Source organism: Lysobacter sp. yr284 (assembly GCF_900107375.1).
In the GTDB taxonomy this organism is placed as follows: domain Bacteria; phylum Pseudomonadota; class Gammaproteobacteria; order Xanthomonadales; family Xanthomonadaceae; genus Lysobacter.
The window spans coordinates 31,898-56,895 of the sequence record NZ_FNPT01000029.1 but is presented as its reverse complement, the minus strand read 5'-3'; the positions used below and the strand labels follow the sequence as shown (position 1 = coordinate 56,895).

General features: G+C 75.0%; 22 protein-coding genes. 5 read left to right on the top strand and 17 right to left on the bottom strand.

What is annotated here, in order from left to right:
- Window positions 1–582: 582 nt before the first annotated feature.
- The gene (locus tag BLV01_RS23695; protein ID WP_091806051.1) at window positions 583–2,844 is read right to left on the bottom strand and encodes a serine hydrolase domain-containing protein; all 2,262 of its coding nucleotides are present in this window, start codon (window positions 2,842–2,844) and stop codon (window positions 583–585) included.
- 1,502 nt (window positions 2,845–4,346) lie between these two features.
- On the opposite strand from BLV01_RS23695, the gene BLV01_RS23690 reads away from it, so the two are divergent.
- The gene (locus BLV01_RS23690) at window positions 4,347–5,060 is read left to right on the top strand and encodes a helix-turn-helix domain-containing protein (RefSeq protein WP_078997177.1); all 714 of its coding nucleotides are present in this window, start codon (window positions 4,347–4,349) and stop codon (window positions 5,058–5,060) included.
- A 160-nt stretch (window positions 5,061–5,220) separates the two neighbouring features.
- On the opposite strand, the gene BLV01_RS23685 is transcribed toward BLV01_RS23690, so the two are convergent.
- The 6 genes from BLV01_RS23685 to BLV01_RS23670 form a co-directional block, all read right to left on the bottom strand.
- A complete protein-coding gene (locus tag BLV01_RS23685; RefSeq protein WP_091806048.1) occupies window positions 5,221–6,225 on the bottom strand; it encodes a JmjC domain-containing protein in 1,005 nt (334 codons plus the stop codon).
- Between the two features lie 282 nt (window positions 6,226–6,507).
- Entirely contained in the window at window positions 6,508–7,782 is a 1,275-nt protein-coding gene (locus tag BLV01_RS23680) for a hypothetical protein (RefSeq protein WP_091806044.1), read from the bottom strand.
- Complete coding sequence (locus BLV01_RS23675; protein ID WP_139179139.1) at window positions 7,779–10,208, bottom strand: DUF6624 domain-containing protein; 2,430 nt, start codon at window positions 10,206–10,208, stop codon at window positions 7,779–7,781. Before BLV01_RS23675 ends, BLV01_RS23680 begins: the two co-directional genes overlap by 4 nt.
- 219 nt (window positions 10,209–10,427) lie before the next feature.
- Window positions 10,428–10,568, bottom strand: coding sequence for a hypothetical protein (locus BLV01_RS26510; protein ID WP_175486231.1), 141 nt, complete (start codon window positions 10,566–10,568; stop codon window positions 10,428–10,430).
- A 94-nt stretch (window positions 10,569–10,662) separates the two neighbouring features.
- Window positions 10,663–10,794, bottom strand: coding sequence for a hypothetical protein (locus BLV01_RS27075; protein WP_256375635.1), 132 nt, complete (start codon window positions 10,792–10,794; stop codon window positions 10,663–10,665).
- A gap of 353 nt (window positions 10,795–11,147) precedes the next feature.
- Window positions 11,148–11,831 (bottom strand): YdcF family protein, encoded by a 684-nt coding sequence (locus BLV01_RS23670; protein WP_175486230.1) that lies wholly within the window; start codon window positions 11,829–11,831, stop codon window positions 11,148–11,150.
- 274 nt (window positions 11,832–12,105) lie between these two features.
- Here BLV01_RS23670 and BLV01_RS23665 point away from each other — a divergent pair, with 274 nt between their 5' ends.
- From BLV01_RS23665 to BLV01_RS23655, 3 genes are read left to right on the top strand one after another with little or no spacing between them, the layout of a single operon-like run.
- Complete coding sequence (locus BLV01_RS23665; RefSeq protein WP_091806035.1) at window positions 12,106–13,305, top strand: beta-ketoacyl-[acyl-carrier-protein] synthase family protein; 1,200 nt, start codon at window positions 12,106–12,108, stop codon at window positions 13,303–13,305.
- The gene (locus tag BLV01_RS23660) at window positions 13,302–14,114 is read left to right on the top strand and encodes a beta-ketoacyl synthase chain length factor (protein WP_091806031.1); all 813 of its coding nucleotides are present in this window, start codon (window positions 13,302–13,304) and stop codon (window positions 14,112–14,114) included. The genes BLV01_RS23665 and BLV01_RS23660 overlap by 4 nt, the downstream gene beginning before the upstream one ends.
- Window positions 14,107–14,976: a glycosyltransferase family 2 protein gene (locus tag BLV01_RS23655; protein ID WP_091806028.1), complete on the top strand. Its 870-nt coding sequence runs from the start codon at window positions 14,107–14,109 to the stop codon at window positions 14,974–14,976. The genes BLV01_RS23660 and BLV01_RS23655 overlap by 8 nt, the downstream gene beginning before the upstream one ends.
- Before the next feature lie 81 nt (window positions 14,977–15,057).
- On the opposite strand, the gene BLV01_RS23650 is transcribed toward BLV01_RS23655, so the two are convergent.
- From BLV01_RS23650 to BLV01_RS23610, 9 genes are all read right to left on the bottom strand, one after another.
- A complete protein-coding gene (locus BLV01_RS23650) occupies window positions 15,058–15,543 on the bottom strand; it encodes a DUF4156 domain-containing protein (protein ID WP_091806025.1) in 486 nt (161 codons plus the stop codon).
- A gap of 128 nt (window positions 15,544–15,671) precedes the next feature.
- On the bottom strand, window positions 15,672–16,412 hold the full coding sequence (fabG, locus tag BLV01_RS23645; protein ID WP_091806022.1) for a 3-oxoacyl-ACP reductase FabG: 741 nt from the start codon (window positions 16,410–16,412) through the stop codon (window positions 15,672–15,674).
- Window positions 16,413–16,479: 67 nt separating this feature from the next.
- On the bottom strand, window positions 16,480–16,911 hold the full coding sequence (locus BLV01_RS23640; protein WP_091806019.1) for a hotdog family protein: 432 nt from the start codon (window positions 16,909–16,911) through the stop codon (window positions 16,480–16,482).
- Window positions 16,898–19,270 carry an MMPL family transporter gene (locus tag BLV01_RS23635; RefSeq protein ID WP_091806059.1) on the bottom strand — a complete coding sequence of 791 codons (2,373 nt, stop codon included), beginning with the start codon at window positions 19,268–19,270 and terminating at the stop codon, window positions 16,898–16,900. Before BLV01_RS23635 ends, BLV01_RS23640 begins: the two co-directional genes overlap by 14 nt.
- On the bottom strand, window positions 19,270–19,986 hold the full coding sequence (locus BLV01_RS23630; RefSeq protein ID WP_256375634.1) for a LolA-related protein: 717 nt from the start codon (window positions 19,984–19,986) through the stop codon (window positions 19,270–19,272). The genes BLV01_RS23635 and BLV01_RS23630 overlap by 1 nt, the downstream gene beginning before the upstream one ends.
- Window positions 19,910–20,899: an LpxL/LpxP family acyltransferase gene (locus tag BLV01_RS23625; RefSeq protein WP_091806013.1), complete on the bottom strand. Its 990-nt coding sequence runs from the start codon at window positions 20,897–20,899 to the stop codon at window positions 19,910–19,912. Before BLV01_RS23625 ends, BLV01_RS23630 begins: the two co-directional genes overlap by 77 nt.
- A complete protein-coding gene (locus BLV01_RS23620; protein ID WP_091806009.1) occupies window positions 20,896–21,258 on the bottom strand; it encodes an ApeI family dehydratase in 363 nt (120 codons plus the stop codon). The genes BLV01_RS23625 and BLV01_RS23620 overlap by 4 nt, the downstream gene beginning before the upstream one ends.
- A gap of 178 nt (window positions 21,259–21,436) precedes the next feature.
- Window positions 21,437–22,147 carry a COG4648 family protein gene (locus BLV01_RS23615; protein WP_091806006.1) on the bottom strand — a complete coding sequence of 237 codons (711 nt, stop codon included), beginning with the start codon at window positions 22,145–22,147 and terminating at the stop codon, window positions 21,437–21,439.
- 50 nt (window positions 22,148–22,197) lie between these two features.
- Window positions 22,198–22,467 (bottom strand): phosphopantetheine-binding protein, encoded by a 270-nt coding sequence (locus tag BLV01_RS23610; RefSeq protein WP_091806003.1) that lies wholly within the window; start codon window positions 22,465–22,467, stop codon window positions 22,198–22,200.
- A gap of 370 nt (window positions 22,468–22,837) precedes the next feature.
- On the opposite strand from BLV01_RS23610, the gene BLV01_RS23605 reads away from it, so the two are divergent.
- Window positions 22,838–23,854, top strand: a complete 1,017-nt coding sequence (locus BLV01_RS23605) for a chorismate transformation FkbO/Hyg5 family protein (RefSeq protein ID WP_091806000.1) — start codon at window positions 22,838–22,840, stop codon at window positions 23,852–23,854.
- 137 nt (window positions 23,855–23,991) lie between these two features.
- On the opposite strand, the gene BLV01_RS27150 is transcribed toward BLV01_RS23605, so the two are convergent.
- On the bottom strand, window positions 23,992–24,998 hold a 1,007-nt coding region (locus tag BLV01_RS27150; protein ID WP_175486229.1), incomplete at its 5' end, for a YadA-like family protein.

Sequence of the window (24,998 nt, the reverse complement as noted above, 5' to 3'; positions counted from 1 at the left end):
ACGACGAAATCTTCGCAATCGTTGTGGTGGCGCGGTCGCGGCTTGCGCCGCTCCTACAGGGGGCGTACCGAGGAAGGGTCAACCTTTGTCGCGGTGGCGAGTGAGGACAAGCCAGCATCAAAAGCTTCCGTCCGCAAGCGGCCGGGTCACTTTCTTTGTCCAAAGCCACAAAGAAAGTAACCAAAGAAAAGGCATTGCTGTTTCGAATCAAGAGCCACTAGGTCCAGCACCGGGCGCGGGGCCGCGCCATAAGGGGCATCCTGCCCCATGGCGCGCGTGCGCATCCATGCGCACGCCCTGCGGGGCTGCGGAACGTGTGCTTCGCATGGGGTTTCGTCCGAGCGAACAGCAACGGCTACGGCTACGGCTACGGCTACGGCTACGGCGGCAGCGGCAGCGGCAGCGGCAGCGGCAGCGGCAATATCTTGTCGATTCCCGCTTTAGCCGGAATCGTTGTGGGTGATGGATTGCGTTGCCGCTGGCCCAAGCCCGCAGCAACGATGCGGGCTGCGACCACGAAACACGATCAAGACGCGCGCCCAGGCCACGCGCGGGTCTTCACCGCGCGCCGCCCCGCCCGCCTCAATACACCAGCGACCACTGCATCGTGTGCAGCGCGAACACGAACCACACCACCGCCACGCAGGCCGCCGCGATCGCCACCGCGCACGCCCGGCGCACGCGGTGCACCGGCGGACGCAGGGTCTGGCGCACGTTGAGGATCGACACCACCGCGACCGCCACGCTCAACAGCCCCAGCAACTGCGCTATGCGCAGGCCGGAGTCGAGCTGGCCGTCGAGCAATCGCGGCGACAGGTCGATGCGTCCGAACATCCACGCCCACAGCGCCAGCAACAGCAGGTTCGCGATCAGGCCGAAGAAGGTCAGCAGGCGCAGGTCGCGCTCGCGTCCGTCGAGCTTGAGCCGGCGCTGGGTGTGCCGGCGCACCAGCGCCGCCGCCGGCCACAGCGCCAGCGCCAGCACGTGCACCGCCACGGCCGCGTAGAACAGCGGCAGCATCCAGCCCGCCGAGCGCCACGCCGGCACCGGCTGCAGCCACATCGCCGGCGGCGCGTCGTCGGTGCCGATCGCGACGATCCTGCCGTCCACGCGCTTGGCCGCCAGGCGGCTGTCGCCGTCGACTTCCTGCCACACGTAAGGCTCGATCTCGCGCCAGCGCTTGATCCGCCCGTCGCGCGCGCGCAGGGTCGAGACCGAGACGGTGTCGTCGTCGTTGAGCGAGACCGCCGCGCTGCCGAGCAGGCGCGCGATGGCGAGGAAATTGCTCGCCGACTGGCGGCTGTTCTCGTAGCGCCCGACCAGTTGCTTGCCGTGCAGGCGCGCGGTCAGGCGCGTCGCCGGCGGCGCGCCGCGCTCGGGGTAGTAGCGCTTGAGCAGGCCGTCGACGAGGTCGCGGTGCAGCGCGCGCCCGGCCTTGCCGGGGCCGTCCACCGACACGAACACGCCCAGCCTCTTGTCCGGCAGCAACACCAGGCTGCTCTGGAAGGCCTCGGTCGCGCCGCCGTGGCCGAGCGCGGTCAGGCCGTGCTTGTCGCGGCGGAAGAAGCCCAGCGTCATCGCGTCGAGCCCGGCGATCGGCCGCACCGCCACCCGCTGCATCGCCTGCGCGGTGTAGGGCTTGAGGATCTCGGCGCCGCGGAACCGGCCCTGGTCGAGCTGGGCGATCATGAAGTTGGCCATGTCGCGGCCGGTGGTGGACAGCGCGCCGGCCGGCGCGGCGTTGACCAGTTCGAACGGGATCGGCGCGGCGCCGGCCTGGGCGTAGCCGAGCGCGGCGTCGCCGGCCAGGCCCTTGGGCAGCGGCTGGCGGAAGGTCGAGCGGCGCATGTCCAGCGGCATCAGCACGCGCTGTTCGATGTAGTCGTTGAACGGCTGCCGGGCGACGCGCTCGACGATGTAGCCGGCCAGGGCCACGCCGTAGTTGGAATAGGCCGGCACCTGCCCGGGCGGGTAGATGCGCTCGGGCTGCACGGTCTCCAGGTAGGCGCGCAGCGGGCGCAGGCGCGAGGGGTCGGCGGCGAACAGGTGCTTGGCCGATTCCTCGAAGCCGGCGCTGTGGGTCATCAGGTGGCGCAGGGTCAGCGGCTGGCCCTGGTAGTCGCGGATGCGGAAGTCGAGGTAGTCGTTGACGTCGGCGTCGAGGTCGAGCTTGCCCTGTTCGACCAGCTGCATCACCGCGGTCCAGGTGAACAGCTTGGAGATCGAACCGGGGCGGATCACCGTGCGCGCGGCGTCCATCGGCCGGCCCTTGGCGCGGTCGGCGTAGCCGTAGCCCTTGGCCAGGATCACCTGGCCGTCCTTGACCACCACCACCACCGCGCCGGCCAGGCCGCCGCGGGCCAGGGCGCTGGGCACCAGGCCGTCGGCGTAGGCCTCGACGTCGACCGAGACCAGCGCCGGGGTCGGCGCCAGGCCGCCGCCGGCATCGGCGTCGAGCAGGATCTCGCCGCCTTCGTCGGCGCCGGGCTCGGCCGGCAGCGGCGCCACCGCGACCGGCGCGGGCGGCGGCAGCGCGGTCGGCTGGGGCGCGACGGCGATCGGCGCGGGCGCGGGCGCGGGCGCGGGTGCCGGAACAGGCACGGGCGGCGGCACTGGCACCGGCACGGGCGGCGGCGCGGCAGGCTTGGGCGCGGGCGGCGGCAACGGCCGCAGCGGGATCGCCTGGGTGTCGTCGCCGACGCCGCCCTCGGCCAGCGGCGAGGCCTGGCGGATCACCCCGCCCGACAGCGGCGCGACATAGGGCGCCGACCCGGGCGGGCGCTGGGGCGCCGGCGGATCGATGATCACGCGCGAGGGCGGCGGCGCGCTGGTCGCGGCGCGCACGGCCGCCGAGGGGCCGCGTGGCGGCGCGGGCGCGGGCGCGGGGACCGCGGCCGGTCGCCGCGCCGGCGCAGCCGGGGCGGGATGCGGCGTGGCCGGTGCGGAGGCGGCCGGGGTCGGACGCGACAGAGCCGGGGTGGAGGCCGCTGGGGCCGGACGCGACGCGGCCGGTGTAGCCGGGGCCGGACGCGACGCGGCGGGTGCGGGAGCGGCAGATGCGGGAGCGCTGGTTGTGCGCGGCGGCGTCGCCGGAGCCGGGCGCGGCGCCGGGGCGGCGGCCGGACGGTTCGTCGCCCCGCTGCCGGACGACGACGCCGGCGCGGGCGGAGCGGCTGGCGTACGCGGCGGCGTCGCGGTGCGCAGCGAACCGGAGGCGGGCGTCGGCGTCGGCGCCGGCGGGCGCGGCGTCGCGGCCGGCGCGGGCGTCGAAGTCGCGGGCGGCGAAGGCGCTGCGGCCGGCGTACGCGGCGGCGTGGCCGTGCGCAGCGAACCGGAAGCGGGTGCCGGCGTCGGCGCCGGTGGGCGCGGGGTGGCGGCCGGTGCAGACGTGGAAGTCGCGGGCGGTGCGGGCGTCGCGCCCGTGCGCGCCGGCGGCGGCGCCGCGGCGGGCGCGGCCGGCGCGGGGCGGCGGGTTTCAGCGGGCGCGGGTGCGGGTGCGGGCGGCGGCGCGATCGGCACCGCCACCGGCGCGGGCGCCGACAACGCGCCCGCCGCAGGCGGCGGTGCGGCCGCGGGGGCCGGCGACGGCGTCAGCGGCACCGCGGTGGTCGTGGCCGGGAACGCGGCGGCACCGGAGGCGCGCGGCGCCGCAGCGGGCGGGCGCGCTTCGGACGGGCGCGGATCGGCAGGGTGTGGATCGGACGGCCGCGACCCAGCCGGGCCGGCATCGGCCGCGGCCGCCGCCGGCGTGCCCGGTTCCGGCGCAGCGGGCGGCTGCGCCGCCGCTGCCAACGCCCAGCACAACCCCACCGACGCACCGACGCGCCACGCCCAAGCCCAGACCTTCCCACTCATCCCTAAAACCCCCTCTCGCCCGGGGCGTCGCCCCGGCACATCCATCATCGCGACCGCACCCGGCGCCAGGGCCGACGGCAGCCCGGCAGTGTACGCGCCCGCGGCGACGCATCGGCGGCAACGCCGGCCAACCCGCGCCCGCGCAAACGGCGCTGCCAAAGCGTCCGCGGCCGCGCCCGCCCTGCCCTGCCCCGCGCCGTCAGGCCCCACGCCCGAACCCCGACTCCCGGCCCGCGCCTTCCCGGCTCGGCTCAGGCCAGCCCGACCGACTCGTCCATCCCCGGACCGGCCCGCGCCGCCGGCTCCCGGCTCCCGGCTCCCGGCTCCCGGCTCCCGGCTCCCGGCTCCCGGCTCCCGGCTCCCGGCTCCCGGCTCTCCATTTTCAAAACAACCAACCGCGTTTCACAATCGGCACAATCCTCGCCTCGCCACGCTTGGCAAGTCTCCGCCCCCGGCCCTAGAGTCGCGTGTGCCCCTTTCCGGCCCCGTCCATGCCCGCCAAGCGCAGCAAGACCGTCATCGTCGCCGCGCCCGCCGCCGCTCCCAATCCCGGCGTCGCCCTGCGCGCCCTGCGCCGCCAGCGCGGCTGGACCCTGGCCGAGATCGGCGCCCGCACCGGGCTGCCGATCTCCACCTTGTCCAAGATCGAGAACGGCAAGATGTCGCTGAGCTTCGACAAGCTCACCCGCATCGCCCAGGGCCTGGAAGTGGACATCGGCGAGTTGTTCTCGAACCAGCCGCCGGCCGGCAACGACGCCTTCAGCGGACGCCGCAGCATCACCCGCGCCGGCGAGGGCTACGCGATCCGCACCGAGAACTACGATCACCTCTATCCGGCCTCGGAACTGCTCAACAAGCGGCTGGTGCCGATCATCGCCGAGGTCCGCGCGCGCAGCCTGGACGAGTTCGGCGAGCTGATCCGCCACAGCGGCGAAGAGTTCGCGATGGTGCTGGAAGGCGCGATCGAACTGCACACCGAGCTGTACGCGCCGGCGCGGCTGGAGACCGGCGACTCGATCTATTTCGACAGCGCCATGGGCCATGCCTACATCGCCGCCGCGCCGGGCCGTTGCCGGGTGCTGGCGGTGTGTTCGGGCGGCGAGGCGCACCTGCGCGAGGCGATGGCGCGGCAGGACGGCGCGCGCCAGGACGCCGCCCGCTACGAGCCGCCGCGCCCGTCGCGCGCGCGCCGCGAGGACGGCTGAGCGCCGCCGGCGACGGCGCCTGCCACAAAACTTCGCGCAAAAGGCGGCCCGCGCAAGGCCGATACGCTGCGCCCGGCTGATCGCAGTCACACAAGCCGCAGGCAGCGATCACGGCGCCGAGTTTTCGCGGGATGAAAGTTTTTTCGCCGACGCCGGCCGCTCAGGCGCGCAGCCGGCGCAGCGCGCGGCATTCGTCGAGCCAGGCCAGCAGCGCCGCCGCGGCGCGGCGCTCGCCGGCGCGGCCGCGCAGCAGTTCGCGCACCGGCACCGGCGCGCCCGCGTCCAGGCGCGCCAGCAGCGCGCGTTCGGCCGCGGCGTCGCCGTCCACGCGCAGGCCGTGGCCGTGCGCGGCGAAGCGCCAGCCGCCGCGTTCGCGCCGGCGCAACACGGTTTCGATCAGGGCCACCCGCGCGTCGGCCGCGAACGCGCGCGCCGGCGCACGCGCCGGCGGCGGTTCGAAGCCGCCGGCGGCCAAACGTTGCAGCGACACCGCGCGCACCCGCGCCCGCAGCGCCGGCGGCGCCGCCATCGCCCGGACGCTGCCCAAGGCGGCCTGCAGGGCCGGCGGCAAGGCCTCGGCGAGCACGCCGTCGGCGCCGATCCGCGTCGGCGCCAGCACCGCCAGCCCGGCCGGCAACGCGGCGCGCAACAACTGCGCGGCCGGGTCGATCTGCGCATCGGCGCGGCCGAGATCGACCATCAGGTCTTCCAGTTCGTACACCGGCCGGTGCTCGTGCCGCGGCACGCCGAGATTGACGCTGGTGGAGACGCCGCCGTCGACGCTCTCGCCGACGTGGTAGTAATCGGCCGGCCAATACAGCACGTCGCCGGGTTCGGCCTCGACCAGGAACGAACTGTCGAGATGGGCGCGGTAATCCGGCAGGGTCGAGATCGCCTCGCGCCACGGCTTGCGCGTCCAGAAACGCATGCGCTTGCGTCCCTGCACCGGGATCATGAAGGTGGCGAAGCGGTCGCGGTGCACGCCGACCGGGGTGGATTCGTAGTTGCCGTGGAACAAGGTGGTGATCGCGCCGGTGACCGGCAGCCCCGCTTCGCGCCACAGCGGCGCGAAGAACGCGCGCTCGCTGCGCCACAGCGGCCAGCGGTAGCTGTGGAACGCGCTGATCACCAGCGCGTAGCGGCGTTCGCCGAGCGCGGCCAGCATGCGTTCGCGGTAACCCGTCCTCGCGCCGCGGCATCCACGGCGCGGGATCGAGCTGCTGCAGGCGGCCGAGGGTGAGCACGGTGTTGTCCGGCTCGTCCGGCAGGCGCCGGCGGCTGCGCGCGGCCGCCGCCACGGCGCTGCGGAACACTTCGGAAACAGCGAACGGGCGGCCGTGGGCGACGCCCTTGAACAGCACCGGACGGCGATCCCAGTCCTGGGCGACGAACGCCGGCCAATCCAGCGTGTCGCGCACGCGCGGGCGGCGGCGCGGGTCGGATGCGCTCATGCCTCCTCCCCGTCGCCGCAGCGGCGCAGGCCGCGCAGTTCGTACAGGCGCTGCAGCACCGCGACCAGATCGGGATCGACGCCGCGCCCGGACTCGCGCGCGCACAAGGCCGACACGCGCGTCGCCGCGCCGCCGCGCAACTGCGCCAGCAGCCGGTCCAGGCGCGGGTGATCGGGCATGGCGAAGCTGTGGCCGGCCACCGCCCAGCGCCAGCCCGCATCCTCGCGCTGGCGCAGCAGCGGGTTGCGCGGATCGCATTCGATCTCGTCGCCGGCGCGCAGGCGCGACGACGCGCGCGGCACCGGCACCGGTTCCAGCGCGCCGGCGCTGGCGCGTTCCAGCCAGCCCGCGCGCAACGTGCGTTCCAGCGCGCCGCTCGCCACCGCCGCGCGCATCGCCGCGGCGACCCGCGCCAACGGCGCCAATTCGGTCGCGCCGGGTTGCGCTCGCGGCGGCGGGAACGCCAGCATCGCCACGCGTTCGTCGGCGCCGAGTTCGGCGTCGATGCTGTCGGCCAGCGCGTCCTTGGCCGCGATCATCGCGTCGCCGCCGCGCACCGGCACGCGCAGCGCCAGGCCCAGGCAGCCGCCTTCGTCGCCCAGTTCGTGCCAGTGCCGGCCCGGCCAGCACAGCGCCTCGCCGGGCCGCGCGCGCAAGGCCTGCGCCGGCGCGCGCCCGGCCGCGGGACGCGCGCGCCACGAACGCAGCGCGCACGCGCCCAGCAGCGGCAACTGGATCAGCACATGCCGCGGCGCCAGGCGCAGGCCCAGCGTGGCCGCGTCGGCGTCGCCGATCCACAGGCTCGCCTCGACCGGCAGCGCCGGCAGGCCCAGGCGCGCGAACAGCGGCGCCAGCAGTTCGCGCGTGCGCGCCCACAGCGGGTAGTCCAGGAACAGCGGATGCGCCACCCGCAACTGGAAGCGCGCGCCGTCGAGGCGTTCGCGCACGCGCTGCAGATAGCGCTGCGGATCGCCGCGGTCCTCGGCGCCGGGCAGCAGGTCGCCGGGCGCGCGCAGCTGCGCGCCGTCGCGGTAGAAGCGCACGTCGGGCAAGGCCATGAAGCGGGTGCCGGCGCGGAACGGTTCGGCCGCGCGCGCGATCAGCGCGAACGCGCGCTGCGGCGACAACGGCGGCGCGCCTGCGCCGCGCATCAGCGCGGCGCGGCGGTCCCAGTGCGGCCACAGCGGCGACCAGTCGATGCCGGGCGCGCCGGCCGGGGCCGGCGCACCGTTCCGGCTCGGCGCATCGTCGAGATCCGGCGCGGCGCTCACGCGGGCGCGGCCTCGAACGCGCTGCGCACGCGCTGGGCGTAATCGGCCAACGGTTCCAGCCCCATCGCCCGGCGCCGCGCGTCGACCTGCGCCGGCTGCTCGATCGGGCACGGCTCCAGCGCCGCGCCGCGGCGGCGGAACTTGGTGCCGAAGCGCTGCTTGCGGCCGCGCTGCACGCGCAGCGCGTCGGTGAGGTAGGCCAGCTCGCGCAGGCCCATGTCGCCGTCGCGGGCGGCGCGTTCGACCAGCCGCAGGCAGCGGTCCTGGAACGCGTGAGGCCCGTCGGCGTGCTGCAGCAGGCGGCACGCGGCCGCGGCGGCCGGCGCGCCGACCAGGGCGTGGCCGGGCCAGCCGTGGCGCGCGACCACGCGTTGCAGCCAGTCCATCGCCGCGTCCACGCGTTCGCGCAATTGCGCGTCGAGCGCGGCGTCGGCGAAGCCGCTCGCGGTCCACGGCGCGCGCAGCGCCGCGTCGATGCGGTCGATCCGCAGCAGGCGCTCGGCGATCTGCGCGGGGTCGTCGAGCGCGTCGTCTTCGGCCGGTTCGCCGTCGCCCGCCTGCGCCGCGGACAGCTCTTCGATCCGCAGGTGCATCGATTCGCCGTCCCAGCGATAGACCAGGCGCCGGTCCTGCGCCGGCCAGTCGAACGCGGCCTCGCCGTCGCGCGCGCCCCACCAGCGCAGCCGCACGCCCAGGCGCGCGTCGCCGCATTCGCCGCACACCGGCAGCCGCGCCGCCGGGTCGGCCAGGGCGTGCGCGACCGCGTCGCGCAGCGCCACGCACAGGTCCAGCGGCGCGAACTCGGGGCCGGCCAGCAGTTCCGGCGCGGGATTCATCGGCGGCCGCTGCGCCGCGCGCAACGGCACGCGCTGCAACCGCGACTGCGGCGGCGGCGACAGCGCCCACAACGGCGCGTCGGCGCGCAGCTGGCGGAAGAAATACGGCACGTCGCCGCGCGCGAGCTGGCGACGTTCGGCGGCGTTGAACGGCTGCGCCGACCCGGCGCCGTCGGCCGCGGCTTGATCGAACACGCCGGCGTCGAGCGCGGCCAGGTAATCCGCGGTCGGCCGCAGCAACACCCGCGTGCAGCCGCCGCGCAGCGCGCGGCGCAACTCGGCGGCGACGCGCTCGCTGTGCAAGTGCAGCAGCATCCAGGCATCGAACATGCCGCGCAGGAAGCCCGGCAGGTAGGCCGCGTAGCCGACCGCGCCGGCGCGGTCGCGCACCAGCGTGCGCGAGGCGCGGCGGCGCCACGGCCGCCGGTTCGCGTACAGCCGCCACTCGCCGGCGCGGATCGGCGCGCCGGCCGGCGCGTCGCTTTCGCCGGCGCGCAGCCGCGCGCGATCGTCGTCGCGCAGCCACACCAACGCCGGCCCTTCGCTCTGGGCCGCGCCGGCGCGCTCCAGCCCGGGCGCGTAGCGGCCTTCGTCGCGCTCGCCGACGACCAGGCCGGTGTCCTCCAGCCGCCGCACCGGGAACAGGCAGATTTCCAGATCCACCGGGATCAGCACGGTCTCGCCCGCGCGCTCGCCGGCCAGCACGTTGCCGGGGCCCAGATCGACCAGGCCGAAACCGAAACTCGCCGCGGCCAGGTTGCCGGCGCGGCGCCACAGCCGCGCCGCCGCGCGCGGTCCCAGCACGGTGGCGCGCTCGCCCTCGCCGCCGCCCGCGCTGCGGATGCGGCGGTAGCCGGGCGGCGGTTCGATCCATTCCTGCCACAGGTAGCGGCCGCGATCGCGCGCGCGCGGCGCGCCGTGGAACGCGTCCAGGGTCGGCAGCCGCACCGGGCCGGCCGCGGCCGGCAGGGCGTTGATCGCGGCGAACACGCCGGCGCGTTCGCGCGCGGCCAGGAACGCGATCTCGGCGTCGGCCGGGCGCGGCTTGTAGGCCAGCGCGCCGCCGCGCTCGAATTCGACCCGCAGCACGCGTTGGCGGCCGTTGTGGGTTTCCTCCGGATGCGCCCACAGCGCGCGCACCGCGCCGCTGCGGCCGTGCGCGCCGAGCGCGCCGGCCTCGCCGTCGCGGCGCAGCCGGCGCAGGAACAGTTCCAGGAAGCGCCGATGGCAGTCGCGCAGCGCCTGCAGCCGCGCATGCAGGCGCATGCGCCGCGGCGCCAGGCAATGGCGCAGCGCCTGCAGCACCACCGGCGCATGCAGCTCGCCGTTGTCCAGCGCCAGCGCGGCCGGCGCCACCCGCGTCGCGTGGCGGCGCGCGAGCGCGGCGCAATCGCGCTCCAGCGCGGCCAGGAACGCGCGCCAGGCGCGCAGGCGCGGATCGGCCAGCAGCGCCTGCAGGCGCGCGGCGTCGGCGGCGCCGCGCCAGGCGCGCGCGGGTTCGAGCAGGCCGCCCTCGCCCAGGCGCGCGCGCGGCGGCCACCACCACGCCTCGCCGCCGCGCTCCAGCGCGGACAGCCAGCGTTGCAGCAAGGGGCCGGCATCGTCGCGCGGCGGGCGCGCGGCGGGCGGGGTCGGCGAAGGGGGCGGAACGGATCGGGCGGACGTCATCGCGCGGCGCGGCGGCATGTCATCGTTGGGCGCTCGGCGGCAAGCGCGGACAGCCGTGGCGGGCGGCGCGCCCTCGCCGCGCGGCGGCGCAGAAACGACGGCCGGCGCGCGGCCGGCCGTCGTCGGGTGCGGCGGCAGGCGTCAGAGGATGCAGTAGACGCGGATGCAGGTGGACGCGCGATAGGCGGCCTGGGCCGGCGCCTGCTTGCGCACTTCGCCCAGCTTCAGCACGGGGTTGGCCGGCTTGGCGGCGGGCTTCACGGTGGCGGCTTGCTTCTTCATCGGTCGGTGCTCCTACGGTGGCGAAGCCGCGGCGACGGCCGCGGCGGGGGAACGTTGCGCGGGACGCGCCCGCGCGCCGCTCACGGGCGGCGAATCAGACGCAGTAGATGAAACGCGAGCACGAGCGCGGCGCGAACTGCTGGCCCTGGCCCTGGGTCTTCTTCTGCTGCTGGCCCGGCGCCAGCTTCGGCGACGGCGCGGCGGACTTGGCGTTGGCGGTCTTCATACGGCTCTCCTTGACGTGATGTCGTCGCGGAACGCGTGGGTCCCGGACGTTGATGGCCTGAGGCAGGCGCGGGCTCCGCCGACCGTCGCCGCGCGACGGCGCGCGACGGCCCGGAGGCGTCCCGACTCTAGCCCAGGCTCACGCTTTCACCGCCAACAGGCACCAGAAGCGTGAGCAAGTTCTCAGCCGAACGTGAACGAAAAGACCGCGCGCCGCCGCGCGCGCGGGCCGTTGGAGTGCGGAAAACAGGGGGTTTTCGCCGCTTGCGCGTGGTGCCGGCGCAACCCCTGCGGATGTGCGACCGCAGCAAGCGCGGCGCTGCGGCGTCGCATGAACGATTCAGCCGCGCCGCGTCAACTGACCCGCGCGAGCATGCGCCGGTTGCCGATCAGCCGCGCCCAGCGCGCGCCCACGTCGCTCAGGCAGACATAGGCCGCCTCGCCGGCCAGCCGCACCAGCATGCGCGCGTCCAAACGCAGGCGCGGCTCGGCCGCGCACAGTTCGAAGTCGTAGCCGAGCCGGCGCGCGAACCAGGCGCAGCGCGCGAGGTGATAGCGGCTGCTGAGCAAGGTCACCCGCGAGCGCATGCCGTCGCCGAGCAGTTCGCGCGCATTGCGCAGGTTCTGCAGGGTGTCGCGCGATGCGTCCTCCAGCCGCAGCGGCGCGTCGCTGGCCAGGCCGCGCGCGAGCAGGCCCAGGCGGGCCAGTTCGGCCTCGCTGGTTTCGTCCGCGGCGCCGCCGCCGAGCAGCACCACGCTGCGCGGCGGGCGCTCGCGCCACAGCGACACCGCGCGGTCCAGGCGCGCTTCGAAATCGCGGTCGAGACGGCCGCCGGGCGCATGCTTGCCGAACAGCAGCACGCACTCGCCGCGTTCGGGCCGGCACGGCGCGTTGCGCGCCACCCGCAGCACGTGGACGAAATAGCCCAGGTAGACCAGGCCGGCGCTGAGCGCGCACGCGGTCGCGGTCACCGCCGCGACCTGCAGGATGTCGCGGTCGCCGAACAGGGACAGGCGGTGGGCGGTGCGGGTGGTCAAGGCGTGCGCAAGGATCGGAGGCGGGCGGCCGCGGGTCGCGGCGCGGGCGCCATGATACTCGCGCGGATCGGGGGCCGCGGTCGCCGCGCGGAACGCGCCGGGCCTGAACGCTCTCCCACAAGAATCCCGCGTACACCTGCCTGTTGCGCCCTCGTGGGAGGGCCTTCCGGCCCGATGCCTTTCGCTGCGGTCGCCACGCGCCCCGGCTGGCTATACTTTCGCCGACTTCCCCGCCAGCCGACCGCCCACCGCAGTGACGCCCGCCGCTCCACCGATGACGCCCCTGGCGATCCGCGCCTACACCGCGACCACCGCCCTGGGCCGCGGCCTGGACGCCCAGGCGCGGGCCTTGCGCGAGCGCCGCGGCGGGCTGCGCCGCAACGACTTCCCGGCCGCCGCGCCCGGGCACGCGCTGCTGGACTGCTGGATCGGCCGCGTCGACGGCCTGGAAGACGCGCCGCTGCCGGCGCACCTGGCCGCCTGGGAATGCCGCAACAACCGCCTGGCCTGGCTGAGCCTGCAGCACGACGGCGTGCCCGAGGCCGCCGCCGCGCTCGCCGCGCGCTACGGCGCCGAGCGCGTCGCGGTGATCGTCGGCACCTCCACCGCCAGCATCGGCGCGACCGAGGAAGCCTACGCCACGCTGGACGGCGAGCCGCCGCAGTTCCCGCCGCGGTTCGCCCGCGCGCTGCTGCACACGCCGCATTCGCCCGGCGCCTTCGTCGCCGCGGCCACCGGCCTGCGCGGTCCCTGCGTCACCGTCGCCACCGCCTGCTCCTCCAGCGCCAAGGTGTTCGCCCAGGCCGCGCGCCTGATCGCCGCCGGGCTCGCCGACGCCGCACTGGTCGGCGGCGTCGATACGCTGTGCGGCAGCGTGCTGTTCGGCTTCAATTCGCTGCAGCTGGTGTCGCCCGAACCGTGCCTGCCGTTCGACGCGCGCCGCACCGGCCTGTCGCTCGGCGAAGCCGGCGGCTTCGCGGTGCTGGAGCGTTGCGAAGCCGGCGAGGCCGGGTTGCAGTTGCGCGGCTACGGCGAATCCAGCGACGCCCACCACATGTCCACGCCGCATCCGCAGGGCCTGGGCGCGCGCCTGGCGATGGCCGAGGCGCTCGCGCGCGCCGGCGTCGAGCCCGCCGCGATCGGTTACCTCAACCTGCACGGCACCGCCACGCCGGCCAACGACCAGATCGAAGCGCTGGCGGTCGCGGCCCTGTTCCCGCCGCAGCTGCACGCGTCCTCGACCAAGGGCTGGACCGGCCACACCCTCGGCGCCGCCGGCATCGTCGAATCCGCCTTCGCCCTGCTCGCGCTGGAATCGGGCGAATTGCCGGGCATCCTCAACAGCCGCGAGCCCGATCCGGGCAACGGCCCGCAGATCCGTTTCGACAATGCCCTCGCGCCGATCCGCTACGCCATGAACAACTCCTTCGGCTTCGGCGGCAACAACTGCTCGCTGGTGTTCGCGCGCGCATGAGCGCTCCCCCGCGTCCCGCCACCGCGCTCGCCGCCGCGATCGAAGGCGTCGGCTACTGGAGCCGCGGCCTGCCCGACTGGAACGCCGCGCGCGCCTACGCGCTCGGCGGCGAAACGGCGCCGGACGCGCCGGCGCGGCCGGCGCCGCAACTGCTGCCGGCCAACGAACGCCGGCGCGCGCCGGAGACGGTGGCGGTGGCGCTGGACGTGGCCGCGGCCGCGTGCGCCGCGGCCGGGCGCGATCCGGCCGCACTGTCGTCGGTGTTCGCGTCCAGCCACGGCGACATGGCGATCACCGACTACATGTGCGCGACCCTGGCCAGCGATCCGCGCGCGATCTCGCCGACCCGCTTCCACAACTCGGTGCACAACGCCGCCGCCGGCTACTGGACCATCGGCGTCGGCGCGATGCGCCCGGCCACCGCGCTGAGCGCGCTGGAGGCGAGCTTCGCCCAGGGCCTGATCGAGGCGCTGGCGCAACTGACGGCCGGCGAAGCGGCGGTGCTGCTGGCCGGCTACGACGGCGCCGGCCACGGCCCGCTCGCCGCGGTGGCGCCCAGCGCGGGCTTGCTCGGCGCGGCGCTGGTGCTCGGCCGCGCGCCGCGCGCGGGCGCGCCGCGCCTGCACGCCTGGCTCGGCGATCCGCCGGCCGCCGCGGCCGCGCCGGGGCGCCTGCTGCAGCGCGATGCGGGCAACGCCAGCGCGCCGATGCTGGCCTTGTTCGACGCGCTGGCCGTCGCCGCCGTCCATCGCATCGCCCTGCCGGCCGGCAACGGCCGCAGCCTGTGGCTGGAACTGGACCATGACTGAAGCCGTTTCGCGCGCGCCGGTGCTGGCGCCGGCCCCGCGCGCCGAGCGCGCGCGCCTGCACCGCGGCAACGTCGCGGTGGTGATCCCCGCGCTCAACGAAGCGCTGCGCATCCGCGAAGTGGTCGAAGGCGCGCTGGCGCAATGCGCGCTGGTGATCGTGATCGACGACGGCTCCGACGACGGCACCGGCGAGCGCATCGCCGACCTGCCGGCGGTGCTGCTGCGCCATCCGCAGCGCCAGGGCAAGGGCGCGAGCCTGCGCGACGGCTTCGCCGAAGCGCTGCGCCGCGGCGCCGCGGCGGTGCTGACCATGGACGGCGACGGCCAGCACGCGGCCGCGGACATCGCGCGGCTGATCGACAGCGGCAACCGCCATCCCGGCCACATCGTCATCGGCGCGCGCCTGCGCAAGCGCGCGGCCCAGCCCACCTACCGGCGGCTGGCCAACCAGTTCGGCGACTGGGGCGTGGCCTGGGGCACCGGCTACCAGATCGCCGACAGCCAGAGCGGGCAGCGCCTGTACCCGGCCGAGGTGGCCGCGCTGGACCGGGTGCCGGGCGAGGACTTCGTGTTCGAGGCGCAGATCCTGATGTCGGCGGCGCAGCGGTTGGGCACGCGCTGCGTCTCGGTGCCGATCGAATCGCGCTACAACGCCGACGGCGAGCAGGCCTACCGCGCCAGCCACTTCAAGCCGCTGCGCGATTTCAGCCGGATCACCTCGCACATCGTGCTGCAGTGCCTGCGGCGCGGGCGGGTGCCGCAGATGTACCGCAGCATCCGCGCCAATCCGCCGTTGATCGACGACCCCAGCGGCGAATTCGCCGGCGCGCCGCGGCGCAAGGCGCCGGCCGGCCCGCGCTGAGGGCGCGGCCGGCCGCTGCATCGCGACCGGCGACCGGCTACAAAAGCATCGGGCCTGAAGGCCCTGCCACAAGCGCCGCGCTCAGCGGACCGGCGCAGGCGGCGGCAGCGGATCCTGCGGGCCGCGGTCGCTCATCGGCGGCGGATTGAGCACGTAGACGGCCACGCCGCGCGCGAACTTCTGCCGCGGGCTGATGCTCACGCCGACGCCGCCGCCGCTGAAATGACGACCGCCGCCGTAGCTGCCGCCGCCCGCGCCGACGCTGACGCCGGTGCCGCCGCCGCCATCCTCGGTGCCCTGGAACAACACACCGTTGGCGCCGAGCTTGGCCGCTTCGGCGCGCAGCTTGTTGATCACCGAATTCATCTTGTTCTGCTCGCCGTAGGTGAAGGCGCCGCTGTTGCTCTGCAACAGGGCGATTTCCTCGTAACGGCTCGGCGGCGGCGCGAAGTACACGCGCACCTGCTCGACCGGCACCGGCGGCCGCGGCTGGCCGGTGATCACGTGGGAACTGGCGCAGGCGGCCAGGCCCAACACCAAGACGAGCAGCAGCAGGATCGAGCGCATGGTGGCGTTTCCGTCGACGGACCTGGCGCCATGCTAGTACGCCGCGGCCGACCGCGCGGTGAAGCGGGCCATCGCCGCGGCCGCCGCATTCATCGGCGGCCGCCGCCGGCCGACCGGCGGCGGCGCGTTCAGATCATGCCGCCATTGACCCCGATCACCTGGCCGTTGACGTAGCCCGCATCGTCCGAGCACAGGAACGCGACCACCGCCGCGACCTCGTCGGCGCGGCCGGCGCGGCCGGCCGGCACCATCTGCTTGATCGCCTCCGGCGCGAACGCCTCGGCGGCCATGCGCCCCTCGACCACGCCGGGCGCGACCACGTTGACGGTGATGCCGCGGCTGGCCATCTCGCGCGCCAGCGACTTGGACGCGCCGTGCAGGGCCGCCTTGGCCGCGGCGTAGTTGCTCTGGCCGCGATTGCCGAGCACCGCCGCGACCGAGGACACGCTGACGATGCGGCCGAAGCGGGTGCGCGCCATCGGCAGCAACAGCGGCTGGGTGACGTGGAAGAAACCGTGCAGCGACACGTCGATCACCCGCCGCCACTGCGCGTCGCTCATGCCGGCCATCGGCCCGTCGTCGTGGATGCCGGCGTTGTTGACCACGCCCTGGATCGGCCCGGCCTGCAGCAGGCGTTCCAGCGCCGCGCGCGCGGCCTCGCCGTCGGCGACGTCGAACGCCACCGCCTCGGCCTCGCCGCCGCCGGCGCGGATCTGCGCCACCACCGCCTCGGCGCGCTCGACGCCGCTGTTGGCGTGCACGATCACCCGCCAGCCCTGCGCCGCCAGGCGCAGGCAGATCGCGCCGCCCAGGTCGCCGCTGCCGCCGGTCACCAACGCCCGCCGCACCGGTTTGTCCGCTCCGCTCATCGTCGTTCTCCGCCGCGACGCGGCGGCATCGGGCCGCCGCGTTCGCGTTTCAGTGTGCCTGGATCGTCTACGCGTCGCGCGCCATGACCGCCGCGCGCCCGCTGGCGAGCAGTTCGCCGGCGTGCAGGACTTCGAATTCGTATTGCCAGCTGTCCTCGCCCGCGGCGAGCTTGCGTGCGCGCCCTTCCAGCGCGCCGGGCAGGTCGTCGATGCGCGCCGCGCGCAGCTCCACGCCGCGCAGCGCCACCAGCACGCCGGGCCGGGCGCGGCCGCCGTGCGCGCGCGCCAGCAGGCCGCCGTGCACGGCCATCAGCTGCGCGCCGTATTCGCACAGGTGCAGCGCATGCAGGCGCCCGCCCTCGCGCAGCGGATGGGCCGGATCGCGATGGCCGCCGCTGCGCGCGACGATGCGCTCGCCGTCCCAGTCGGTCACCTCTTCCCACAGGCACATCAGGCCCTGGTGCGGGATCAGCGCGGCGATCGCGTCACGGCTGCGCATCGGCAGGCTCCTGCGCGGCCGCCATCGCCGCCGGTTCGCGCACGATCAGCAGCGCCAGCGCGAAGTTGAACACCACCCCGAGCGCGACCGTGGCGCCGATCGCGCGCAAGACCGGGATCGAGGACAGCGCCAGCAGCGCGAACACCATGAACGTGGTCAGGCTGCAGACGATCACCGCGTGCAGGGTGCGCAGCTGTTCGTCGCGGTCGTCGCCGGCGTGGTCGAAGAACAAGGCGTAGTCCAGGCCCAGGCCGGCGGCGAGGATCAGCGAGACCAGGTGGAACAGGTTGAGCTCGACCCCGGCGCCGCGCAGCGCGGCCAGGATCAGCAACGTGCTCAGCGCCATCGGCGCCAGCACCCGCAGCACCCGCCGCGGCGAGCGCAGCGCCACCCACACCGCCAGCGCCAGCAGCACGCCGGCCAGGGCCAGCGCGGTCAGCACCCGGCCGCGGTATTCGGCCACCAGCGATTCGGAGGCCTGCTTGAGATCCAGCAACTGTCCGCCGTGCCTGCGCACCACCGCGTCCACCGCCTCGGGATCGTGCAGGCCGGACAGCGACACCAGCGCGGTGGCGCGGCCTTCGCGTTCGCGCAGCAGGCCCTCGATGCTGGTCGCCAGCGCAGTGCCGGCCAGGTCCTTGGGCCGCAGCGGCGGCGCGTGGCGCGCGGCCTCGACATCGCCCAGGAAATCGGCGAAGACGTCGCCGCGGAACGGCGTCGCCGCGACCGCTTGCTCCAGCGCCGCGCGCAGCGCCTGCGGCTCGGGCAGGCGTTGCTGGCGCTGCGACTGGGTGCGCGCACTGGGCAGGTAGCGCGCGGCCAGGTCGAAGCCGGCGATGGCGCCGCGCTGGCGCAGCAGCGGCAATTCCGCGAGCAGGCCTTCGGAGGCCTGCAACGCGGCTTCCGTGTCCTTCGCTTCGATCGCGATCACGTAGCGCACGTCCGGCGCGCCGAGCGCCTCGCGCAGCTGCGCATCGCGCGCCAGCGCCGCTTGCGGCACCGGGGTGAGCTTGGCCAGGTCGTTCTGCCAGAACGGCCCGGGCACGAACAGCACCACCGCCAGGGCCAGCGCCGCCAGCAGCGACACGCTGGCCACGCCCAGCCGCGGCCAGCGCGCCAGCGCGTTCCACACCCGCGCCAGCCGCCGCGACTGCGCGACATCGCGCGGCGCCGGATCGATCAGCGCCGGCAGCGCGAAGCGCGTGGTCAGCGCCGCGGTGGCGAGGCCGACGATGGTGAACACCGCCAACTGCTGCAGTCCGTCGACGCCGGAGACGAAGAATGTCAGGTAGGCGATGCAGGTCGAGGCCACGCCGGTGCCCAGCGTCGGCCACAGGCTGCGCGCGCTGGCCCACGGCGACAGGCCGGGGCGCTGGTGGCTGTAGAGATGGATCGGATAGTCCTGGACCACGCCGATCAAGGTGAAGCCGAACGCCACGGTGATGCCGTGCACGCCCTCGAAGATGCACGCCACCGCGCCGAGCCCGGCCAGCCCCGCGGTCGCCAGCGGCAGGCCGCCGATCAGCGGCGCCTTCCAGCTGCGGTAGGCCAGCCACAGCAGCAGCACGAACAGCACGCTGTCGACGGTGCCGATCAGGCTGGCCTCGCGCTGGGTACGCCCGCCGATCTCCAGCGAAAACGCGCCCGGGCCGCTGATGGTCAGCTGCGCCGGGCTGGCGCCGCGCGCGTGCGCGAACGCGGCGCGGATCGCGGCGATGGCCTGCTCCTGCCCGGCCGGGTCGAAACCGGCGGCGCGGGTTTCCACCGCCAGCAGCGCTTGCTTGCCGGCCGGATCGAACCACACCCCCTCCAGCGTCTGCGGCGCCTGCGCCGGCTGCCAGGCCTCGGCCACGCGCAGCATTTCCAGGGTCGGGTCGCTGGCCAGCAACGGCTCGATCAGTTCGCCCGCGGGCGAGCCCAGGTCCTGCACCCGGCTGTCGAGCTGCTCGCGCAGGTAGGCGGCGTCGAGCCGCTGCGCGTCGAGCGTGGGCGAGAGCAGGTAACGGTACGGGCGCAGGCGTTCGGGCACCGCCTCCAGGCCCAGGCCTGCGCCGTTGGCGACCAGCTTGAACGCCGGCTGCGGCGCCAGCGCCGTGCGCAGCGCCTGCGATTGCGCGGCCAGCGCTGCCGGCGCGTCGCCTTCGATGGCCAGCAGCAGCAGGCGCGAGCCCGGGCCTTCGCCGAGTTCGTCGATCAGCAGCTTCTGCGCGGGCGTGCGCGCGCTCGGCATGAACCGGCGCAGGTCGCCGCTGAGCTGCAGGTGCGCGCCGATCGCCCAGCCGGCCACGGCCAGCACGCCCAACCACAGCAGGGCGAAGGCGATGCGGCGCGCGGGCGTCATCCGGATCGGCGCGGCCATCAACGCGCCGGGCCGTGGCTGCGGCACAGCGCGGCCAGCTGGCCGGCGTCGGCGATGCCGGCGGCGGCGCGCGCGGCGCTGCCGAGCAGGGTGCGCTGTTGTTCGTTGCCGCGGGCCGGGCGGGTCTCGATGCAGCGCAGTTCCTCGTCGCGGCCGAGCAGCACGATCTCGCGCACGCGCGCGGCGACCTGCGGGTCGCGCGGTTTCATCGCCACGATCCACTGCCTGCGCGTGCCCTGCGCGTCGAGCGTGTAGTGGCGTTCCAGTTCGGCGCGGTCGCCGCCGAGCAGGGCGCCGAAGCTGGCCTGCAGCGCCACCAGTTCCGGCGCGCGCGACAGCGAGAAGCGCCGCGGCGGCTTGCCGGCGCGGGCAATGCTGACCTCGCCCTGGCCGGGCTTGGCGCCGGTGCGGATGGTGGTGGTTTCCGGGTACGGCTCGCGCACCTCGCGCACCAGGGTGCCGGCGTCGGGGCGGCGGTATTCGCCGGACACCCGCAGCGGCGCCTTGAGCAGGGCCGAGCCGCGCACCTCGACGAAGTCGGTGCGCGCCGGCACCGGCTGAGCCAGGCGCGGCAGGATCCAGGCCGCATCGGCCGGCTGCGCGCCTTCGTCGGCGGCGCGCGCGGGTGCGGCGGCCTGCTCAGCCGGCGCGGCGAGCGGCCACGTCGCGGCCAGCAGCAGGGCCAGCGTCGGGCAGAGCAGCGTCGGGCGGAACATGGGAAGCGTCATCGGCATGCCAGAAATCGTAGAAGTTGAACCAGTTGTACGGCGCGCTGCGGGCGTAATGCTGCAGGCGTTCGGCGTAGCGCTGGACCAGCGCGGCCAGCCGCGCGGGACGCTCGCGCCGTTCGATGCTCAGCGCCGGCTCGAAGGATTCGAACACCAGCTCGTAGCGGGCGCCGCCGCGGTACAGGCCGAAGGCCAGCACCACCGGCAGCTTGAGCGCGGCGGCGACCAGCCACGGCGAAGTCGGGAACGGCGCCGGCGCGCCGAAGAAGCGCGCGGCCTGCACCGGCTCGCCGGGCCCGGCGCGATCGACCAGCATCGCCACGATCGCGCCGTGGTCGACCGCGTGCTTGATCTGCAGGACGATGCTCGGCCCGTCCTGGCCGGCGTCGATGACGTTGGCGGCGATTTGCGGGTCCAGCGCGTCGAGCATGCGCATCAGCGCGGCGTTGTGGCCGCGGTCGAGCACCACCTTGACCTGCAGCTGCGGCCGCCGCCGCGCCAGCACCCGCAAGGCCTCGAAACTGCCCAGGTGCGAGCCGAACAACAGCACGCCCTGGCCGCGCTCCAGGTACGGGTCCAGCGAATCCAGGCCGCGCACGTCGACGTCGAACGCGTCCATGCCGCGGCTGAGCATGTACACCCGGTCGAGGATGGTCGCGGCGAAGGTGTGGATGTGGCGGGCCACTTCGAGCCAGCCCGGCGCGCGTTCGAGCGCGCGCGCCAGCCACGCGCGCGAGGCGCGCCGCTCCGGCCCGCGCATCAGCAGGTAATAGGCGACGATCGGATACAGGGCCAGCCGCGCCCAGCCGCGGCCGCCGCGGTGGGCGATGAAGGCGATCACGCGATAGGCCAGCGGGCTGCCGCCCTCGGGCCGGTCCTTCCAGTGCGCCGACGCGCTCATGCGCGCGCGTCCCCGGCCGGCGCGGGCGCGCTCGCGTCCGCGGCGACGATCTCGCCGCTGGCCAGCAGGTCCTCGCCGCGGCGTACGCGGAAGCGCCAGCGCAGCGGCGCGGGCGCCGGATCGGCCCGCAGCGGATCGGCCGGCTTCGGCTCGACCCGCTCCAGCTCGACCCGCGCCGTCTGCCCCGGCAGCAGCGGCTGCAGGAACTTGACCTGCGGCAGCCGCAACGCCGACAAGGCGCCGTGCTGCGCCTGCACCGCCTCGACCACGCGCTCCAGCAGGACCACGCCGGGCACCAGCGGCCGGTCCGGGAAATGGCCCGGCAGGCAGGGATGATCGGCGGCGACGACGAAGTTCATCAGGCGGCTGCGGCGGCTGCGGAGCCCGAAGAATAAAACACGCGTGTGTGAAACGCGCCCGAACGGCGGCGCTGCAAGCGTTTTCTCGCGATCCGCGCGCAGCGGCCGGGCGCTTCGGTGCAGTTGCGTTCACACAGCCGGCGTCCGCGGTCCGCAGCCGCGCGGCGGCCGTCGCGCATCAGGTCGAAAACAGGTCCTTCCAGAAACGCGGCCCGAGCCGGGCCATGCGCCGCAGGAAATCGAAGAATCCGCTTTCCGGCCGCTCCGGGAAGCGCTGCCGGCGGACCAGGTACTCGCCGGCGAACATCGCGCCGAGCACGCCGTAGTTGATGATGTTGGCGAACCACGACCACTGCTCCTGGGTGATCGACGGCGAGGGCAGGTAGCCCAGCCGCGCCAGCAGCCCGTCGGGCACCGCGATCAGCGCCAGCGCGGCGTTGGCCGCGGTCAGCAGCCCCATCGTCCACGCCCACAGCGCGGTCAGGCTGCGGGTGTAGCGGTACAGCGGCGGGTCCAGCTCGCCCGGCGCGCAGCCGTGCAGGGCGGCCACGATCCGGGTGATCAGGCCCTCGCGCGGCGCGCGCAGGCTGCGCGCAAACCACCACGCCAGCCAGGCGTTGAACAGGACCGGCGGGGTCAGCAGCAGCATCTGCGCATACGGCGTGCGCGCCAGCGCGGCGAGCGCGGCCAGCAGCGCCGCGGCGATCGCCCACGGCGCCGGCCGCAGCGCCAGCAGACCGTCGAGGGCGACGAACACGACCAGATCGGCCAGCGCCCACGCCGCCAGCGCGCCGCCGCCGTCGTGGCTGGCCCAGTGCGCGAGCAGCGGATAGGCGACGGCCAAGGCCACGCGCGCCGGGCCGCTGACGCTGGAGGCTGCTGGGTTCACGGCAAATCGGCTCCGGCGGCGGAAGGACGCCGCGCCCCCGCGCGGCGCGCTCAGGCGGCGCGGTGCTGCTCGATGTAGCTCGACAGCGCGCGCAGCGAGGCGAAGATGCGGCGGTTCTCGTCGTTGTCCGAGCGCAACTGGAAGCCGTAGCGCTTGGTGATCGCCAGCGCCAGCTCCAGCGCGTCGATCGAGTCCAGGCCGAGGCCGTCGTTGAACAGCGCCGCGTCCGGATCGATCTGCTCCGGCGCCACGTCTTCCAGGTTCAGGCTCTCGACCAGCAGCTGCGCCAGTTCGCGTTCGGCGGGGCTTTGTTCAGACATCGGGCGTTCCGTAACCGCTATCGCAAGGGGCGCCACGATCCTTCATCGCGCGGCACGGCGCAACCGCCGGGTTCGGCACGGCCGCCGCCGGCGCCCGCCCGCGCACGGGTAAACGCTGCGGCATCAACCACTTGCGCCGCCCGAATGCGGCATGGCCGGCGCCCGCCTGCGACCGTGCGGATGCGCGGTCGGCGCCGCCCGCGAGCTATCATTTGCGCATGAAGCCTTCCGTTTCCGCGTCCGCGACGGCCGTTCAGGCCCTCGCCGCGGGCGGCTCCGCCGAGCCGTCCGCGCCCGTTCCGACCGTACGCCCTACCCCGCTCCCGGCGCCGCGCGCCGCCCTGGCCGCCCGGCCGCCGCGAGGCCGCGCATGAGCGCGGCCGCCGCGACCGTCGCCGGCCCGCGCCTGGACGTCGACTACCTCGACACCGACCCGGCGCAGGCGCTGGCCCAGGACGACACCCTGGCGCTGTTCGGCTTCGGCCGCGACGCCCCGCATCACGACGACCCGCGCTACCTGCGGGTGCCGCTGGAGCCGGCCGGCGACCGCCGCCTGGAACGCTGGCGCGGCCGCGGCCCGGTCGCGCGCGGACGCGACGGCGACCTGGCCTGGTCGGAGGACGGCGCGCTGCAGTTCGGCGTGATCGAACTCGACGAGCCCGCGCGGCTGCCCGACGAGCCGGCCAACGGCGAGATCGGCCGCGCCGCCGAATACCTCTACCGCAAGCTGCTGGCGTTCACCGCGCAACGCGGCTATCCGCAGCTGCTGCGGATCTGGAACTACCTCGACGGCATCACCCTCGGCCGCGGCGACGAGGAACGCTACCGCGTGTTCTGCGTCGGCCGCGCCGCCGGCCTGGGCGAGTTCCCGATCGCGCGCCTGCCCGCGGCGACCGCGATCGGCCGCGTCGACGGCGCCCGCCGGCTGCAGGTGTACTGGCTGGCCTCGCGCACCCCGGGCACGCCGCTGGAGAACCCGCGCCAGGTCAGCGCCTACCGCTACCCGCGCCAGTACGGCCCGCAGTCGCCGAGCTTCGCCCGCGCGATGCTGCCGCCGGCGCCGGCGCAGATGCCGCTGCTGCTGTCGGGCACCGCGGCCGTGGTCGGCCACGAATCGCGCCACGCCGAATCGGTGCTGGCGCAGTTGGAAGAGACCCTGGCCAACTTCGACAGCCTGATCGGCGCCGCGCGCCAGCACCGCCCCGGCCTGCCGCCCGCGTTCGGCCCCGGCTCGCGCCTGAAGGTGTACGTGCGCGACCTGCCCGACCTGCCGCTGGTCGCCGCCGAACTCGACCGCCGCTTCGGCGACCGGGTGCCGCGGATCCTGGTGCATGCGGCGGTGTGCCGGCATGAGTTGCTGGTGGAGATCGACGGCGTGCACGGGTGAGGCAGCCGGGGAATTAGGGGTGCGCGCCGCGCGGCTTCGCCGGCCTGTGCGCGTTCCTGTCGCCTCGCCGAACCCGCCAAAACGAAAGGCCCGCATCGGCGGGCCTTTCGCGTTATGGCCGTTGCCCAATTACCGGGTCACAGATCCACGCCGAAGCCGACGCCGCCCGAACTCTCCGAGCCCGAGAACGCCGCGCCGATGCTGATCGAGACGTTGTCGTTGATGCGCCGGCCGTAGCCGATGGCCAGGCCGCTCTCGCCGTCCTGGAAACCCGCGCCGACCGACAGGCGGCCGCGGCCGGGCTTGGCGTAGGCGCTGTTGGCCGACATCTGCGACATCGCCGCCGACATCGCGCCGTTGCGGCGGATGCGCCGGTCCAGGTCCTCGAAGCGGTCGTTGACCTCGGCGCGGAAATTGCCGAAGTCCAGGTTCAGGCCGTTGATGCGCTGGTCGGTGTAGCTGTTGGCCGACTGCAGGGTGCGCGCGTCGCCGGCGTCGGCGCGGGCGTTGGCCTGCTGGATCTGCTGGTTGGTGTAGCCGGTGGACTGCTGCACCGCGGCCGCGTCGCCGGCCTGCATCTGGCGCAGGTTGACCGCGTCGGTCGCGGCGGTGGCGTCGGCGACGTTGGCCACGCGGGTGCCGTTGGCTCCCTCCAGGGTCAAGGTGTCGCGCGAGGCGTCGTCGTAGTTGGCCGACAGCGGCGAACCGCCGGAACCGCCCGGACCTTGCGGCCCCTGCGGGCCCTGCGGACCTTGCGGCCCCTGGGGGCCTTGCGGACCCTGCGGCCCCTGCGGACCGGCCGGGATGTTGGCGATGCGCCCGTACAGATCGGTCAGGCGGCCATCGACCGCGCCGAACGCCGAGGCGACGTCGTTGAAGGCGCTGCCCTGGACGGTGAAGGTCGGCGCGGTGAACACGCCGCCGGCGAAGCTGGCGCCGCCGCCGAACACGCCCATGACCCGGCCGAGCTGGGACAGGTTGACCGCATCGGTGTCCTGGGTCGCCGCCGCCACGTTGACGATCTGCCGCTCCGCGCCGGCCGCGCCGACCGAGACCGTGTTGGCGCGATTGGCGACCGAGTTGTTGCCCAGCGCCACGGCGTCGTCGGCCGTGGCTTGCGCGTTGAAGCCCGCAGCCAAACTGC